At 74.9% G+C, this 16918-nt stretch carries 14 protein-coding genes; 6 read left to right on the forward strand and 8 right to left on the reverse strand.

Annotated elements, in window-relative coordinates:
- Positions 1–500: 500 nt before the first annotated feature.
- The 3 genes from ACI78V_RS11360 to ACI78V_RS11370 all read right to left on the reverse strand — a co-directional run bounded on the left by ACI78V_RS11360 (position 501) and on the right by ACI78V_RS11370 (position 2107).
- Positions 501–656: a hypothetical protein gene (locus ACI78V_RS11360; RefSeq protein WP_456851004.1), complete on the reverse strand. Its 156-nt coding sequence runs from the start codon at positions 654–656 to the stop codon at positions 501–503.
- Between the two features lie 267 nt (positions 657–923).
- Complete coding sequence (locus ACI78V_RS11365) at positions 924–1844, reverse strand: CPBP family intramembrane glutamic endopeptidase (protein ID WP_456851005.1); 921 nt, start codon at positions 1842–1844, stop codon at positions 924–926.
- Positions 1841–2107: a 2TM domain-containing protein gene (locus ACI78V_RS11370; protein ID WP_456851006.1), complete on the reverse strand. Its 267-nt coding sequence runs from the start codon at positions 2105–2107 to the stop codon at positions 1841–1843. The genes ACI78V_RS11365 and ACI78V_RS11370 overlap by 4 nt, the downstream gene beginning before the upstream one ends.
- Before the next feature lie 100 nt (positions 2108–2207).
- Between ACI78V_RS11370 and ACI78V_RS11375 the strand changes: the two genes are divergently transcribed.
- Positions 2208–2960 (forward strand): TetR/AcrR family transcriptional regulator, encoded by a 753-nt coding sequence (locus tag ACI78V_RS11375; protein WP_456851007.1) that lies wholly within the window; start codon positions 2208–2210, stop codon positions 2958–2960.
- On the opposite strand, the gene ACI78V_RS11380 is transcribed toward ACI78V_RS11375, so the two are convergent.
- A complete protein-coding gene (locus ACI78V_RS11380) occupies positions 2935–4146 on the reverse strand; it encodes an NAD(P)/FAD-dependent oxidoreductase (RefSeq protein WP_456851008.1) in 1212 nt (403 codons plus the stop codon). The genes ACI78V_RS11375 and ACI78V_RS11380 overlap by 26 nt on opposite strands.
- Positions 4147–4217: 71 nt before the next feature.
- Complete coding sequence (locus tag ACI78V_RS11385; protein ID WP_456851009.1) at positions 4218–5870, reverse strand: LuxR C-terminal-related transcriptional regulator; 1653 nt, start codon at positions 5868–5870, stop codon at positions 4218–4220.
- A 186-nt stretch (positions 5871–6056) separates the two neighbouring features.
- On the opposite strand from ACI78V_RS11385, the gene dtd reads away from it, so the two are divergent.
- The 3 genes from dtd to ACI78V_RS11400 all read left to right on the forward strand — a co-directional run bounded on the left by dtd (position 6057) and on the right by ACI78V_RS11400 (position 8728).
- On the forward strand, positions 6057–6488 hold the full coding sequence (gene dtd / locus ACI78V_RS11390; RefSeq protein WP_456851010.1) for a D-aminoacyl-tRNA deacylase: 432 nt from the start codon (positions 6057–6059) through the stop codon (positions 6486–6488).
- Between the two features lie 255 nt (positions 6489–6743).
- Entirely contained in the window at positions 6744–7736 is a 993-nt protein-coding gene (gene sigB / locus ACI78V_RS11395; protein ID WP_456851011.1) for an RNA polymerase sigma factor SigB, read from the forward strand.
- A 173-nt stretch (positions 7737–7909) separates the two neighbouring features.
- Positions 7910–8728, forward strand: a complete 819-nt coding sequence (locus ACI78V_RS11400) for a methyltransferase domain-containing protein (RefSeq protein ID WP_456851012.1) — start codon at positions 7910–7912, stop codon at positions 8726–8728.
- A 133-nt stretch (positions 8729–8861) separates the two neighbouring features.
- Here the strand turns inward: ACI78V_RS11400 and ACI78V_RS11405 are convergent, their stop codons facing one another.
- Positions 8862–11582, reverse strand: coding sequence for a bifunctional acetate--CoA ligase family protein/GNAT family N-acetyltransferase (locus tag ACI78V_RS11405; protein ID WP_456851013.1), 2721 nt, complete (start codon positions 11580–11582; stop codon positions 8862–8864).
- On the reverse strand, positions 11575–12756 hold the full coding sequence (locus ACI78V_RS11410; RefSeq protein WP_456851014.1) for an acetoin utilization protein AcuC: 1182 nt from the start codon (positions 12754–12756) through the stop codon (positions 11575–11577). Before ACI78V_RS11410 ends, ACI78V_RS11405 begins: the two co-directional genes overlap by 8 nt.
- 166 nt (positions 12757–12922) lie before the next feature.
- Here ACI78V_RS11410 and ACI78V_RS11415 point away from each other — a divergent pair, with 166 nt between their 5' ends.
- The gene (locus ACI78V_RS11415) at positions 12923–13630 is read left to right on the forward strand and encodes a metal-dependent transcriptional regulator (RefSeq protein WP_456851015.1); all 708 of its coding nucleotides are present in this window, start codon (positions 12923–12925) and stop codon (positions 13628–13630) included.
- An 87-nt stretch (positions 13631–13717) separates the two neighbouring features.
- Complete coding sequence (locus tag ACI78V_RS11420) at positions 13718–15817, forward strand: S9 family peptidase (protein ID WP_456851016.1); 2100 nt, start codon at positions 13718–13720, stop codon at positions 15815–15817.
- Between the two features lie 6 nt (positions 15818–15823).
- Here the strand turns inward: ACI78V_RS11420 and ACI78V_RS11425 are convergent, their stop codons facing one another.
- Positions 15824–16912 (reverse strand): DUF4192 domain-containing protein, encoded by a 1089-nt coding sequence (locus tag ACI78V_RS11425; RefSeq protein WP_456851017.1) that lies wholly within the window; start codon positions 16910–16912, stop codon positions 15824–15826.
- Positions 16913–16918 lie beyond the last annotated feature (6 nt).

The following is a 16918-nucleotide window of genomic DNA, read 5'->3' on the forward strand; positions in this document are numbered from 1 at the left end:
CGGCGCTGGCGCCGTCTGGCCAGCCGCGACCTCGCGTACCGGACTCCGCTACGCCCGGGGACGCGCCGGCGGGCACCGGGGCTTCCAGGGCAGGACGGCGCACAGCGGCCGTGTCCGGCCATCCCCCCGGTGCTCACCTGCCGCGGGCGATCACCCGACCCATCGGTGTCGGCGATGAGCGCACGACGAGCTCGCCCTGCGACTGCTGCCCTCGAGCGAGGAGTTGCCGACGCGGGACGACCCGCTCGGGCAGATGGTGCGGGAACAGCTCGACCGACAACCCCGCCGGGGGACTCGGCGTCGTGCGTGTCGAGAACCCCGCTCGTGATCCCGCGTGCGCCCAGCGGCACAGGACACGCCGCTGCCGAGCGGTTCGCCGGCAAGGGCGCCGCGGAGGTCCTCACCACGCACGGCACGTCCTGACCGGTCGGGGCCGCGGGGTGGCGGCGTCCTCTCCGTTCTCTCGATGACCCGTGCCGCGCAGTGGCACATCCGATCCGTCAGACCCTGGTGTTGCGTTTGACCCAGCCGAAGGCCGCGGTGGCGACGAAGAGCACGGCGCCGATCACGAGGAGCCAGAACAGCCCCTCCACCACGACGCCGATGACGACGAGTGCCAGCCACACGACCAGCAGCAGTGCGATGAACCCGAGCACGGGTACCTCCTCTCGATGCCTCTGGAGGGGGGCTACCCGGGCGGGGCCCGAGGGCGACAGGATCGGTGCGGTCTTCACGCGACCGTCACGAACGGCGGTCCCCACGTGCCCGCGGGTCATGACGGCGAAGCGGGCGAGCATCGGCAACCGCCGTCGTCCGGCGGTGGGTGCTGGGTCAGACGGGGGCGCGGCACCCGGGCGGTGTGCCGCCACGCGGGACGCACCACCATCGTTCCGGCTCGCCGGTGATCGGGTGGCAGGTGCGCGCTACAGGTCGGCCCAGGCCAGCGTCAGGGCGGAGAAGATGACCAGGTCCTGCAGCCAGTGGATGAGCCAGGCCCACCTCGATCCGCCGGTCTCGACCATGCTCTTGGCCAGCAGCACGCCGAGGAAGCCCGCCAGCAGCACGCCCGGAGCGCCGGGTGGGTTGCCGTAGTAGTGGGCCAGGCCGAACAGCAGGCCGGTGGCCGCGAGGGCACCGCGGGTGCCGATCACGGACGGCAGGACGGCCAACGGCACGTTCCGGTGGCCGAACTCCTCGTTGAGGGTGTTGGTCGCGGCCAGCAGCGCGACGAGTGGCAGGGACCACAGCAGCACGGTCGGTTCGCCGAGGTGCGGGCCGAGGGCGAGCCCCATGGCGGTGGCCGTGCCGGCGGTGATGCCCACTGCCCAGAAGGCGCCGAGCCGGCGCCAGACCGGACGGGTGCCGGCCGTGTAGACGCCGGCCCGGGCGCGGACACGGTCGTCGCCGGCCCGCAGCCGCAGCGCGGTGCGCCCCAGCCGGCCCGGGCCGAGGACGACCAGCAGCACGGTCGGGACGAACAGCAGGGCCTGGACGACGGCGCCGCGGGCGACCCACGGCACGGTGTGCTGCCAGTCGTCCCAGGCCTGGGTGCTCGTCAGGCCGCCGATGACCAGGTGCCAGCCGGCCGCCATCGCCAGCAGCCAGCGCAGCGACGCGTCGAGCACCCGCAGCCGGCCGACGCGCCGTGCGACCATCAGCAGCACGAGCAGCGCCAGTACCTGGGCCACCGGCAGGGACCACGGCGCACTCCCGGTCACCTCGGCGACGAGGATCTGCGGCAGGGCGCCGGCCACTCCCAGCGCCATCCACAGCACGACCACCACCAGACGGTCGCTCCGGCCGGGGGCGACCGCGGACGCGGCACGGACCGGGGCGGTGGTCACCGCCCGCCCTCCCGCTCGAGCTCGCGCCGCACCAACCGCTCGCGCAGCCGGCCGAGGTCGCCGACGACGTAGGCGGTGTGCACCGCCAGGCCGAGCCCCCACCCCGCGAGCCGCCAGCCGGAGCCGGCGACGCCGCCCGCGGCGATGACCAGCCCGGTGTTGACCGCCAGGTAGACCGCCCAGTGCAGCGCCAGGCCGAGCTTCTGCTCGACGCGCTGCCGCGCCCGCCGCTCCGCCGGCTGCCGCGTCGCGTCCGCCGTCATGGCCTCCCCCATCGGGTTGGTAAACGCTGTTCACCGAGTGGCGGCAGCGTAGGTGAACGGTGTTGACTGAGGCAAGGGGGAGAACGAGGAGGGCCATGCCGTGCCACGACCGCAGCGGATCACCCGGGACGGGCTGCTGGATGCGGCGATGCAGATCGTCGACGCCGAGGGGCTGGATGCGCTCACCATGCGCCGGCTGGGCCGGACCGTCGGCGCCGTCCCTGCGATGGTGTACCGGTTCTTCACCGACAAGTCCGCACTGGTCGAGGCCCTGGCGGACCGGTTGTTCGCCCAGGCCCGGGGCGCCCGGCCCGGTGCCGGGTCACCGCCCGCCGAGGAGTGCCGCCCGCCCGAGCTGGAACAGCTGCGTCTCGTGGCCCACGGGGTCCGCCGAGCCCTGCTGGCGCACCCGGCGCTGGTGGCGGCGGCGGTGCGGCGCCCGCCGCGACAGGAGGCGACACTGCGCGGCCTCGACGCCGGCCTCGGGCTGCTGCTGGGCGCCGGGATGGACCCGGAGGCCGCGGCGAAGGGGTACCAGGCGGTGCTCTTCTACACGCTCGGGTTCGCCGCACTGGAGGCGCCGTTCGCCGCGTCGTCCGACGGCGGCGTCCAGGACCAGGCGGAGACGCAGGCGGTCCTCGCCCGGCTGCCGGTTGAGCAGTACCCGCACGTCGCCGCCACCGTCGAGCACCTGTACGGACCGGACCTGACCGCCCAGTTCGACCACGGCCTGCGACTTCTGCTCGCCGGCCTCCGGGCTCACCTACCGGCGGCGGAGGACGGCGGGGACTGCGCGCCACGGCCGCCCGGCTCACCGGCGATGTCGGTCAGGCGACCCGTGCGGCTCCCGTGACCGCAGCCACGTTGTCCGGCGCGAAGAACTCGTCCGGGGACACGGTCCCGGCGACCACGCCGGCGAAGGCACTCGACGCCGCTGGACTACGGGAGACCGCGGCGAGCAGCTGCTGCACCTCCGGGGGCGGTGGCGCCAGGGTGGCCAGCTGGGTGGTGAACTCGAAGACCGGCCGTACGTGGGCATCACGGGTCCGGTGGTACTCGGCCATCGCCTGGTGGAACCGCTGTTCGCCGCGGAGCACCGTGTCCAGCGCGCCGGCGCACAGCTCGGCGTCGCGGAAGGCATCGGACATGCCCTGCGCGGTCACCGGGTCCTTGGTGTAGCCGGCGTCGCCCACCAGCGCCCAGCCCGGCCCATGGGGACGGCGGAAGAAGTTCGGTACGCCGCCGCCGGTGAAGCGCTCGACCCGAGTGGCGTTCCGCACCCTCTCCCCCCACTCCGGCACCAGGTCGAGCGTGCGCAGGTAGTTCCCCTCGATGTCGGCCCGGTACGCGCGCGCCTCCACGATCGGCCAGCCGACCACGACGAGGGTCAGCCCGTCATTGGTCGGGATGGCCCCCCATGCCCGGTCCGGGCGGGACACGATGTGGAAACCCTCCAGTGGCAGGTCGCGCCAGTACGTGTAGTAGCCGAACTGCAGCTTCGGCTTGGTCAGGTACTCCGGCGCGCCCACGGCCCGCGCCACCCGGGAGTGCAGCCCGTCGGCGCCGACCACGACCCGTGCGCGTTCGATCGTCGGCCGCCCGTCCCGCCCGTGCCCGCGGACCCCGACCGCGACCCCGTCCTCCACGACGACGTCGTCGACGGAGAAGTGCTCCCGGACCTCGGCGCCGGCGTCGGCGGCGGCCCGGAGGAGGATCGTGTCGAGCAGGTGGCGCCGCGGGGCGTAGGCCGTCGAGGCGCCGTCGGCCGGCGGTGGCGTGCCGGTGAAGGTGGACGCTCCGAAGTCGAAGACGTAGGAGTCGAACGGCGGGCAGCCGGTGGCGACCACCTGGTCGAGCAGCCCCCAACGGCGCAGCGCAGCGATGCCCGGCGCATGGATGACGTGTGTGGAGACGGTGTCGCTGGGGAACGTCGCGCGGTCGACCAGCAGGACCCGGTGACCGGCGCGGGCCAGCAGCATGGCCGTCGGAGAGCCCGCGCAGCGAGCGCCCACGACGATCGCGTCGTACGTGGTGGTCATGGCCGTCCTCCTCGTGTCCGGGATGACCGAACGCTCGCGCGACACGCCGCAGGGCGGATCGGTGGGCTCACCTATTCCCCACACGGGATCTCGCGGACGGCGTAGGCCGCGGCCTCGGCACGGCCGCGCAGGCCGAGCTTGGCGAGGATGTTCGCCACGTGGTGCTCCACGGTCCGGCGGCTCAGGTAGAGCCGCGCGGCGATCTCGGGATTGGACAGCCCGCGGCCGACCAGGACCAGTACCTCGGCCTCCCGGGCCGTGAGGCCGCCCCGCGGTCTGCGCGCCACGACTGGGGACACGCCCAGCGATCTCAGCAGTGACGTGGCCGCGTCGGCGTCCCGGAGGGCTCCGAGTCGGACGAACTCGGCCAGCGCCGTGCGGGCCTCGGTCGACGCCACTTCCGGCCGCCGGCTGCGCAGCGCCCGTGCCAGCGTGAGCCGGCAGCGGGCCAGCTCGACCGGCACACCTGCCGCGGTGAACCCGGCCAGCGCCTGTCGTAGGCAGCTGCACGCGTCCTCGTCGACCGCGAGACAGAGCTGGCCGCGGGACAGCGCGGCCAGGGCGGCCGTGTACGGGGTCGGGTGGTTGTCGGCGCACCGGGACACCCGGTCGACGGCCTCCCGCGCCCGTGCGACGTCGCCGGCCGCGAGGTGCACCTCGACCAGCTGTGCCCACAGCGGCGCTGCCGCGGTGCTGTCCGGGACCAGCGCCTCCAGCCCCCGCTCCAGCACGTCGGCGGCGAGTTCGGTACGGCCGCGGGCCAGGTGGACGGCAGCCAGCGGACGCGTCGCCTCGGCGACCGCGTCACCGTCGAGGCCGGCGAGCAACTGCTCGGCCTCCTCGAACCGGCCTTGCCGCACGCGGAGATCGGCCAGCCGCACCAGCGCTCCCGCGCGCAGCGAGGAGCGGCGTCCGAGGCTCCACAACTGCACGGCAGCGGTCAGTGCCTCCTCGGCGTCGGGCCACCGTCCGGCGGCGGTGAGGACGCCGCCGTAGTGGGTGCGGCAGAACGCCGAGACCGCCGGCAGGTTGCGGCGGCGGGCGACGACCTCCCCCACGCCGATCCACTCGTCCGCGCGGCGGACGTCGCATGCGTACTCGCACGCGGCGAACAGCTGGCAGAAGATCTCCTCGACGACGATGAAGTCGTCGACCTCGTCGCCGGCCACCGCAGCCAGAGCCTCGTCGAGCATCGCCATCCCGTCGGCGACGTGGTCGGCGTGCACCATCGACGAACCGAGATAGGCCAGCGTCGCGAACTCCAGGTCGCGGTCCGCAACGCCGCGGGCGATCTCGAGTGCCCTCCGGTACAGGGCCTCCTTGCTCGCTCGGTCGGGCTCGAACATGCCCAGGTTGAGCGCGACCCAGCCGGCCTCCCGCGAGTCGGGGACGCCCGAGAGCAGCGTGCGGGCCCGGCCCAGCCAGCCATGCGCGACCGCACGGTTGCCCAGGATCATCAGGTGCACGCAGGCGACCGTGCGGGCCACCCGCACCGCACCGACGTCGTCCCCGCCGGCCCGGTGCGCGGCGTACGCCCGTTCCCAGAGCTCCGCCGCGCGGGTGAAGTCGAGCTCGAAGTAGGCAGCCTGGGCCAGGGCTTCGAGGACGTCGCCCGATGCGCGCTCCGATCCCACGTCGGCGAGCAACCGGCGGACCTCGGCGGCGTCCCCGACCCGCAGGGCCGCGCGGCTCCGCTGCAGCACCTCCGCGAGCGACGCGCTCACGACCGCATGGTGCCACCGTGCGCGACGGTCGCGTCAGGTCCAGGGGCCGGCCTCCGCGTGGTCGCCGCCCTGGTGCGGGGGCCGCCGGCGTCCTGCCCGCTCGGCAGGAGCGACGAGCGTCGAGCTGCGTCGTCGAGCCGGGGGCCGGGGTGACCGGTCCGGACGTTGCGCGGGGAGACTCGGCCGGTGCGCGCGGTGGTGAGCAGGGTCGGTACGGCGGCGGTCAGCGTGGACGACGTGGTCGTGGGCGAGATCGGCCGCGGGCTGCTGGCCCTGGTGGGCGTGGGCCGCGACGACGACGCCGACCGCGCCCGGGTGCTGGCCCGGAAGATCCACGAGTTGCGCGTGTTCCCCACCGACGACGGCGCGCGGTCGGTGTCCGACCTGGACCTCCCGGTGCTGGTGATCAGCCAGTTCACCCTCTACGCCGACACCCGCAAGGGTCGCCGGCCCTCCTGGCAGGACGCCGCCCCCGGTGAGCTGGCCGAACCCCTGGTGGAGGAGGTGGTCACCGAGCTGCGCCGGCGCGGGTGCGAGGTGGCCACCGGCGTCTTCGGGGCCCGGATGCTCGTCTCGTCGGTCAACGAAGGACCGATGACCTTGCTCCTGGAGGTCTGAGTCGCGGGTTCGCGGGGTATCGCAGGGTGACACAACACACGCCCTGTGCGTTTGCTGGGAACACGGCATTCGTGGAACACGCGACCCGGTTGTGGCCGTTGTGCAGGGCGTACCACAACGGACACCTGAGCGAGGGCTGCGGCCGGCTGACGGAGCCGGCCGATCGGGCCCCCACCCACGACGCCCGGACGCGCACCGCCGCCACCGACGACCGGCGGCGCGCATCCGAACCGAAGGCAAGGACGAAGACAGACCGTGACGCTGCTGCAGTCTTCCCCCACCGACACCCTCGAGGTGCGTTCGCGCTCGGCGCGGCGCGAGCCCGACACCACCGGTCTGGTCTCCACCGACCTCGTGCGGGTGTACCTGAACACCATCGGCAAGACGGCGCTGCTGACCGCCGAGCAGGAGGTCGAGCTCGCCAAGCGGATCGAGGCCGGCCTCTACGCCGAGCGGCTGCTCGCCGAGAAGCAGGGCCTCTCCCCCAGCTACCAGCGCGACTACAAGGCGCTGGCCATCGACGGCAAGGCCGCCAAGCGGCACCTGCTGGAGGCCAACCTGCGCCTGGTCGTGTCGGTGGCCAAGCGCTACACCGGCCACGGCATGACGTTCCTGGACCTCATCCAGGAGGGCAACGTCGGCCTGATCCGCGCGGTGGAGAAGTTCGACTACACCAAGGGCTTCAAGTTCTCCACGTACGCCACCTGGTGGATCCGCCAGGCCATCACCCGCGCCATGGCCGACTCCGGCCGCACCATCCGGCTGCCCGTGCACCTCGCCGAGCAGGTCAACAAGGTCGTGCGCACCCGGCGCCGGATCCACCAGGAGCTCGAGCGCGAGCCCACGGCCGAGGAGCTCGGTCTCGAGCTGGACATGACCCCGGAGCGGATCACCGAGCTGCTCGAGTACTCCCGCGACCTGGTCAGCCTCGACCAGACCGTCGGCGCCGACGAGGAGTCCCGCCTGGGTGACTTCATCGAGGACGCCGACGCCGCGGTCGCCGAGGACGCGGTCGCCTTCCAGATGATGAAGGGCGACGTGCGCAACGTCCTCTCCACGCTCGAGGACCGGGAGCGCGACGTCGTCGTCCTCCGCTTCGGCCTGGACGGTGGCCAGCCGCGGACCCTGGAGCAGATCGGCAAGCAGTTCGGTCTCTCCCGCGAGCGGGTGCGCCAGATCGAGCGCGAGACGATGGCCAAGCTCCGCGACCCGGAGCGCGCCGACGCCCTGCGCGACTACCTGGCCTGAGGTCCACCGGACCCACCGCGGTCCGGTGCCCTCCTGCGGCACCCAGCCGTCCGGCACCACCGAGAGCCGGCCACCAGTGGTGGCCGGCTCTCGTCGTCTCCCCGTGCGGTGACCCGGTGACGGGGACGGCCGGCGGGTGGATGCTCGGGGGTGCACCGCACCGGGAGCGCGTCATGACGACACCGCGAGCCGCCACCGAGACCTTCCAGATCAGCGCCGAGGCCGCCGAGCTCTACGAGGCGCGCTTCGTGCCGGCGATCTTCGCCGAGTGGGCTCCGCTGCTCGCCGACGTCGCCGGCGTCCGGCCCGGTCAAACGGTCCTCGACGCCGCCTGCGGGACGGGGATCGTCGCCCGGACCGTCGCCGACCGGCTCGGCGGCACCGGCCGGGTCGTCGGCGTCGACCTCAACGAGGCCATGCTCGCCGTCGCCCGCCGGCTCCGTCCGGAGCTGGAGTGGCGGCAGGGGGACGTCGCCGACCTGCCGTTCCCGGACGGGTCCTTCGACGCCGTCCTGTGCCAGATGGCGCTGATGTTCTTCCCCGACCGGACCGCCGCGCTGCGCGAGATGGCCCGGGTCACCCGCCCCGGCGGCGTGGTCGCGCTCTGCGTGCCGGCCGCCCTCGCCGACCAGCCCGCCTACGGCCCCTTCGTCGAGATGGCGGTCCGGCAGGCCGGCCCGGAGGCCCGCGCGCTGCTGGGCACCTACTGGGCGTGCGGCGACCTGGACGAGCTCCGCGCCACCCTCACCGACGCCGGCCTGACCGGGGTGCAGGCGCGCACCCACCTCGGCACGGCCGCCTTCGACTCGGCCGAGGCGCTGGCCGTCACCGAGGTCGAGGGCTCCCCGCTGGCCCAGCGGATCACGCCCGAGGTGTACGAGCGGATCCGGGCGGGCGCCCGGGAGGTGCTCGCCCCCTTCACCGCGCCGGACGGCGCGCTGCCTGCCCCCTTCCGCGGGCACCTGGTCGCCGCCCGCACGCCGGTCACCTGAGCGAGCAGCCCGTCCTCCCCACCCCGCGCACGGAACGGCCCTCCGCAGGAGCCCCCGTCCCGGGGTCCTCCCGAGCCCGCCACGGTCGGGAGGACGGGTCCTCCGACGGGGCGCGGCGGGAGGGTCGTCCCGGTCAGACGCCGGGGCTGCGCATGCGCCGCGGACCCGGCTCGACCCGCGCGGTCGGCGGACCGACCCGCACGACGGCCCCCGCGACCACCAGGGAGCGCCCGCCGTGCCACGGGTTGGGCGGGCCGACGATCACCGGCTCCAGCCGCAGCTGCAGCACCTCCGGCAGGTCGTCGGCCAGCCGCGCGACACGCAGGAGGAGGTCCTCCAGGGCCGCGACGTCGACCGGCTCGGAGCCGCGGTAGCCGTTGAGCAGCGGCCACGCCCGCGGCGCCCGGACCAGTTCGGCGGCGTCGAGGTCGGTGAGCGGGAGGGTCCGGTACGCGCGGTCACCCAGCAGGTCGGTCGCCACGCCGCCGAGACCGAAGCTCACCAGCGCGCCGAAGGACGGGTCGTCGACGACCTCCACGACGGTGGCCACACCGGGGGCGGCCATCTCCTGCACGATCACCGGGTCACCGGAGGGGATGGCGGCGAAGGCGGTCCGGACGGCATCGGCGTCGGCCAGGTCCAGGCGCACCCCGCCGAGGTCGGAGCGGTGCCGCAGCCAGGGCGCCGTCGACTTGAGCACCACCGGGTAGCCGACGGCCTCGGCCGCGGCCACGGCGGCCTCGGCGTCGGTCACCGTCTTCGTGCCCAGCAGCGGGACGCCGTAGGCGGCCAGCAAGGCGATCGTCTCGTCGTCGGTGAGCGACCGGCCGCCGGGCGCGTCGGTCAACGCGGCGAGGACGACGTCGCGCGCGGCCCGCTCGTCGACGCCGGACAGCTCCGGCACCTCGCCGACCGGACGGCGCCGCCAGCGGGCGTACTGCGCCACCTTCGCCAGCGCGATGACGGCGCGCTCCGGCGTGGAGAAGGACGGCACCGAGCCGCGGTCGGGCGTCCCGTCCTCCCCCGGCACGGCCAGCTCCGGCGGGATGCCCTCGGTGGAGAGGAAGGTCGCGACCACCGGCTTGCCGGCGTCCTGCGCCACCTCCCGCAGCGCCCGGCCGAACTCGTCGGCGCGGCGGCTGAGCGGGGGCAGGAACACCGCGATGACGGCGTCCACCCCCGGGTCGTCCACCGCGTCCTGCAGGGCGGCGCGGAACGCCTCGGCGGTGCCGCCGGCGCCGATGTCCGCGGGCGCCTCGCGGGCCAGCTCCAGCCCCTCCTCCAGGACGGCGTCGGCGACCAGCACGCCCATCGCGGTGGAGTTGCCCACCACGGCGACGCGGTCGCCCTCCGGCAGCGGCTGGTGGGCCAGCAGCGTGCCGACGTCGAAGAGCTGCGCCAGGGTGTCCACCCGGATGACGCCCGCGGAGGCGAACAGCGCCGCCACCGACTCCTCGGGCACCGCCACCGACGTCCCGGCCAGGCCCTCGGTCATGCGCACGTGCCGGCCGCTCTTGACCGCGACCACCGGCTTGCTGCGCCCCACCCGGCGGGCCAGGCGGGCGAACTTGCGCGGGTTGCCGAAGCTCTCCAGGTGCAGCATCACGACCTCGGTGCCGGGGTCGGTTGCCCAGTACTGCAGCAGGTCGTTGCCGCTGACGTCGGCGCGGTTGCCGGCGGACACGAAGCTGGACAGGCCGATGTTGCGGGTGCGCGCCTGCTCCATCAGCGCCGACCCCAGCGCGCCGGACTGCGCGAAGAAGCCGACCCGGCCGCGCCCCGGGATCCGGGGGGCCAGGCTGGCGTTGAGCCGCACCGCGGTGTCGGTGTTGACGATGCCCAGGCAGTTGGGGCCGACCACCCGCATCCCGGACGCCCGCGCGGCGGCGACCAGCCCGCGCTCGGCGACCCGACCCTCGGGGCCGGACTCACCGAACCCGCCGGAGATCACCACCAGCCCGCGGACCCGCTTGCGCCGGCAGGCCTCCACCACCCCGGCGACCTCGTCGGCCGGCACCGCCAGCACGGCGAGGTCCACGTCGTCGGGGATCGCCTCGATGGAGCCGTAGGCCGGGACCCCGCGGACGTGCCGGGTGCCCGGGTTGACCGGGTAGACCGGCCCCTGGAAGCCGTAGTCCAGCAGGTGCCCCAGGACGGCGTGGCCGATCTTCCCCTCGTCGTTGCTGGCCCCCACCACCGCGACCGAGGACGGCGTGAGCAGCCGCGCGATCGACCGGGACTCGCTGCGCTGCTCGCGCTCGTAGAGCACCGCCAGCGCGGTCTCGGTGGGCGCGATCGGGAAGGTCAGGTGGACCACGCCCTCCTCGTACGTGCGCTCGGGGGTGTAGCCGGCGTCGAGGAAGACCCGCACCATGCGGTTGTTCTGCGCCAGCACCTCGGCCACGAACCGGTCGATGCCCCGTTCCCGCGCCGCGGCGGCCAGGTGCTCCAGCAGCACCGACCCCAGGCCGCGCCCCTGGTGGGCGTCCTCGATGAGGAAGGCGACCTCGGCGTCGTCGGTGCCGGGGTACCGGTCGTACCGGCCGACCCCGATGACCTGGTCGCCGAGCACGAGCACGAAGGCGACGCGCGAGTCGTGGTCGACGTGGGTGAACCGGTGCAGGTCCCGGTCGGAGAGCCGCTTCATCGGGCCGAAGAAGCGGTAGTAGCGGGTCTGGTCGGAGCTGCGCTCCATCAGCCCGACCAGGCCCTCGGCGTCCTCGGGGCAGATCGGGCGCAGGTGCAGCGTGCCGCCGTCGGCGGCGATGATGTCGGCCTCCCAGTGCGCCGGAGGCGCAGCCACCACCTCGGCCTCCGCCACGGCGGGCGCGGTGCCGGTCTGCGGTTCAGTCACGGGGATCGTCCGGGTCGAGGCCGAAGTAGGGGAAGGACGCGCGGCGGGTCCGGGTGACGGCGCGGTCGACGCGGGACTCGGTGAACGGGTCCCAGTGCGAGAAGCCGGTGTAGCCGCCCTCGGTCATGTGGGTCGGCGGCCGGGCGCGCAGGCCCCGCCGGACGACGTCCTCCCGCCACGACTCCGGGATCTCCGTGGCCGGCTCCAGCCGGTTCCCCCCGGCCTCGGCGATGAGGTGCGTCCACGCGCGGGGCACGCAACGGACCAGGCCGTACCCACCGCCGCCGAGGGCCAGCCAGCGGCCCTCGCACACCTCGTGGGCGAGGTCGTGCAGCGCCCGGTAACTGGCCCGCTGGCCGTCGACGGTGAGCGAGAGGTCGGCGAGCGGGTCCTCGTGGTGGGCGTCGCAGCCGCACTGGGTCACCAGGATCTCCGGCTGGAACGCCCTGACCACGCTCGGGACGACCGCGTGGAAGGCGCGCAGCCAGCCGGAGTCGTCGGTGCCGTTGGGCAGCGCGAGGTTGACCGCGCTGCCGAGGGCCTTCTGCGGGTCCCCGGTCTCCTCCGGGTAGCCGGTGCCCGGGAAGAGGGTCAGCGGTGTCTGGTGGACGCTGACGGTCAGCACCCGCGGGTCGTCGTAGAAGGCGGCCTGGACGCCGTCCCCGTGGTGGACGTCGATGTCGACGTAGGCGATCCGCTGGTGGCCCTGGGCGAGCAGCCAGGCGATCGCGACCGAGGCGTCGTTGAAGACGCAGAAGCCCGAGGCCCGGTCGCGCATCGCGTGGTGCAGGCCGCCGGCGATGTTGACCGCGTGCTGGACCCGGCCCGAGTGCACCTGCTGGGCGGCGAGCACGCTGCCGCCGGTGATCAGCGCGGCGGCGTCGTACATGCCGTCGAAGACCGGGTTGTCCGCCGTGCCGAGACCGAAGCCCACGTCGGGGTCGGACGGGGCGCGCCTGACCGCCTCCAGGTATGCCGGGTCGTGCACGAGGGTGAGGAGGTCGACGTCGGCCGGCGTGGGCTTCAGCACCTGCAGCCGGTCGGAGGCCAGGACGCCCAGCGAGTCCGCGAGCCGCATCGTGAGGTCCAGCCGGACCGGGTGGAGGGGGTGGTCCCCGCCCATCGTGTAGCCGAGCAGCGCGTCGTCCCAGACGACGGCAACGGAGTCACTCACCAGCTCTCCTCGCTGACGGGCGGCACGGAGGGCCGTCGACGGCCCTGGACCGCTTCCGGTGCGACGCTACCGCCGGCGAGCCGTCCGCGAGCCGTCAGCGCGCCGCCTCGTGACCCCGCCCACGAGGCCTCCCCCCGTACCATCGGGGGCGACACGGAGGAGACCTGTGAACGACCTCATCGACACCACCGAGATGTACCTCCGGACGATCTTCGAGCTGGAGGAGGAGGGGATCGTCCCCCTCCGTGCGCGCATCGCGGAACGGCTGCACCAGAGCGGCCCCACGGTCAGCCAGACGGTCGCCCGGATGGAGCGCGACGGTCTGCTGACCGTCGAGGGTGACCGGCACCTGCAGCTGTCCGACCAGGGACGGCAGCTGGCCACCGCGGTCATGCGCAAGCACCGCCTGGCCGAGTGCCTGCTCGTCGACGTCATCGGCCTGGACTACGCCGACGTCCACGAGGAGGCGTGCCGCTGGGAGCACGTCATGAGCGAGGCCGTCGAGCGCAAGCTGCTCACCCTGCTGGGCAACCCCACCGTCTCGCCGTTCGGCAACCCCATCCCGGGGCTGGACGCGCTCGGCGGCGAGACCTCCGCGGTGCTGGACTCCCTGACCCTGCTGTCCACGACGGCCACGCGCGAGGGGTGCCGCGTGGAGATCAAGCGGATCAGCGAGCAGCTGCAGGAGGACTCCGAGCTCATGCGCTCGCTCGCCCAGCAGGGCCTGCGGCCCGGCGCGACCGTGGTGGCCCAGCTGGTCGCCGGCACGGTCGCCGTGGACGGCGAGGTGCTCCCCGCCGGCGTCGCCAAGCACGTGTTCGTCAGTGCTCTGGACGAGGACCTCACCCCGGTCGAGGCCGCTCCCCGGCTCTGATCGGGTCCCCGCCGCGGGGACGGCCGGGCGGTCGGGCTCACTACGGTGGGCCCGACCGCTCCGACCGGACACCAGAGAGGGCCCCGCGTGAGCCAGCCCCCCGCCGCGACCGACCCGTCCCCGACCGCCGCGGACGGCTCCGCCCCCGCGGGCTCGCCGTTCGCCGACCTGGCCGCGTTCGTGGCCCTGCCCCGGGTCACCGGGCTGGCGCTCTCGCCCGACGGCCGGCGGCTCGCCGTCTCGGTGCAGACGCTGGACCCCGAGCGCACGAAGTGGCAGTCGGCCCTCTGGGAGGTGGACCCCGGGGGACGGCGCCCCGCCCGCCGGCTCACCCGCAGCGCCCCCGGGGAGTCCGCACCGGCGTTCGCGCCGGACGGGTCGCTGCTGTTCACCTCCACCCGCCCCGACCCCGACGCCAAGCGCGACGGCGAGGACCCGAAGCCCGCGCTGTGGAGTCTGCCGGCCGACGGCGGCGAGGCCCGGCCGGTGGTGGTCCACCCCGGCGGTGTCGGCAGCTTCGCGGTGGCCGCCGACTCCGGGGACGTGGTCGTCGTGGCCTCCGCGATGCCCGGAGCCGCGGACGCCGAGGCCGACGCCGGGCGCCGCAAGCAGCGCAAGGACGCCGGGGTCAGCGCGATCCTGCACGAGGCCTACCCCGTCCGGCACTGGGACAGCGACCTCGGGCCCGCGGCGCCGCACCTCTTCTGGGTCGGCCGGCTGCCCGCGGAACCCGCCGCCGGTGTGACCCCCGAGCCGGTCGCCCTGCGTGACCTGACGCCGGACGTCGTCCCGCCCGACGAGGCCGGGGACGCCCCGGCGCTCTCCCCCGACGGCCGACTGGTGGTGCGCGTCGAGCCGGTGCCCGACGGCCCGGCCGGCCGCCGCGACCGCCTGGTCGTGGTGGAGACCGCCGGCGGCGAGGCCCGCGTGCTGGTCGACGACCCGCTGGCCGACGTCCACTCCGCCCGCTTCTCCCCCGACGGCGCCGCGGTGGTGTGCGTGCGGGAGACGCTGCCGACGTACGAGGACGCACCGGACTACACGCTCCTGCTCGTCGACGTGGCCACCGGTGCGGTCCGTGACCTCACCCCGGGGTTCGACCGCTGGCCCAGCGCGCCGCAGTTCGCCGCGGACGGCACGGCGGTGTACTTCCTCGCCGACGACGACGGCCGGCACGCCGTCTTCCGGGTGCCGCTGGACGGCGGGGCGCCCGTGCGGCTCACCACGGACGGGGCCTACAGCGACCTGCAGGTGGCCCGGGACGGCAGCGCCCTGTACGCGCTGCGCTCGGCCTACGACGAGCCGCCCGCCCCCGTGCGGCTGGACCCGGCAGCGCCCGGACAGCACCCGGCCCCGCTGCCGAACCCCGGCACCCTCGACGCCCTGCCCGGCACCCTGCACGAGGTGCGGGCGAGCGCCGCGGACGGCACCCCGGTGCAGTCCTGGCTGGTGCTGCCCGAGGGCGCCTCGGCGGAGCGCCCGGCCGCCCTGCTGCTGTGGATCCACGGCGGGCCGCTGATGAGCTGGAACTCGTGGTCGTGGCGCTGGTGCCCCTGGGTCATGGCCGCCCGCGGCTACGCCGTCCTGCTGCCCAACCCCGCGCTGTCGCAGGGGTTCGGCCAGGAGTTCGTGCGCCGCGGCTGGGGTGCGTGGGGAGAGGCGCCCTACACCGACCTGATGGCCGCCGTCGATGCCGCCGAGCGGCGGCCGGAGGTCGACGCCACCCGCACCGCGGCGATGGGTGGTTCCTTCGGCGGCTACATGGCCAACTGGATCGCGACCCAGACCGACCGGTTCCGGGCGATCGTCACCCACGCCAGCCTCTGGCACGTCGACTCCTTCGTCGGGACCACGGACGCGGCGTACTTCTGGGAGAAGGAGTGGGGCGATCCGCTGCACCAGCCCAAGCGCTACGAGCAGAACTCGCCGCACCGGTTCGCCGACGCCATCCGGACACCGGTGCTGGTCATCCACGGCGACCACGACTACCGGGTGCCGATCGGGGAGGCCCTGCGGCTCTGGTACGACCTCCAGAAGCGCGGGGTGCCGTCGAAGTTCCTCTACTTCCCCGACGAGAACCACTGGGTGCTGACACCGGGGAACTCGCAGATCTGGTACGAGACGGTGCTGGCGTTCCTCGCCGAACACGTGCTGGGCGAGCGGTGGCAGCGGCCCGAGCTGCTCTGAGGCGCCTCACCCCGCCACCCAGACCCCGTCCGGCTCCGCGGCGGTGACGGTGATCATCGCGCGCAGCTCGCTCGGCGGCAGGCAGGCGGCCAGCCCCTGGGCCAGGAGCTGGGCGAAGGTGTAGGTCGGCCGGCTCTCCAACGCCCGCGCCAGCGCCACGTTCGCCATCGCGCCGTCCCCCCGCAGCCAGGCGCTCACCGCGAGCAGGGTCGCCGGCGCGGCGTCGAGCGGGGCCGGTGCCCGGCGGGTGCACTCGGTCCACAGCGTCTCGGCCGCGGGGGCGTCGTCGCCCAGGGCGAAGGTGAGCGCGCGGTCGCGCACCCGGACGTCGGCCAGCGCCCAGAGGACGTGCGCGACGTCCCGGTCCGACGGCCGGGCCCCACCGGACGCACCGGGCCGGCAGCCGCGCAGTACCCGGACGAGGGTGTCCCAGGCCCGGCGGGCCTGCGCGTCGCGGTCGCCCGCTGCCGACCGGGCGATGCGGTCGCCCACCCGCCAGGTGAGGGCCTCCATGGCCTCCGCGGCCGGCCCCTCGACGCGCGTGAGCCGGGCCGCCAACGCGGCCCGGTCGCTCTCCACGACCACGCCGCCGGCCACGGAGGCGACCGCGAGCTCGGAGACCCCGCCCGGCAGCGGCGTACCGGCCGCGGGGTCGCAACAGGCCTCCGGGCAGTCGTAGGACCACCAGCGGCCGCGGCGGACCAGGACCGCGTCGGTCACCGGGATGCCGAGCTCGGCGAGGGCGACCACCGCGTCGTGCACGACGTCGCGGTGCGGCAGACCGGCCACGGCCGCGCCGGGCGGCTGCCCGGGGAGGGCCTCGAGGTCGTCCGGCGACTCGGAGACGACCGCGACCACGACCGCCGCGGGGTCGTCGGTGGCCACGCTGCGCGCCAGCAGCCGGGCCGTCGGCGCCGACGCGGGCCGGGCCGGGAGGTCGGCGCGCACGGTGAGCCCCACCCGGCGGCCGCTCGGCCCGCCGAGACCGACCAGCAGCACCGACTCGTGCGGGTGGAAACCGATCAGGTGGGGCAGCGCCGCGGCCACCTCGCCGATGTCGGAGATGCGGACCTCGGGGCGCGGGGTGTCGTCCATGCCGCC

The sequence above is a fragment of the Geodermatophilus sp. SYSU D00742 genome (assembly GCF_054049935.1).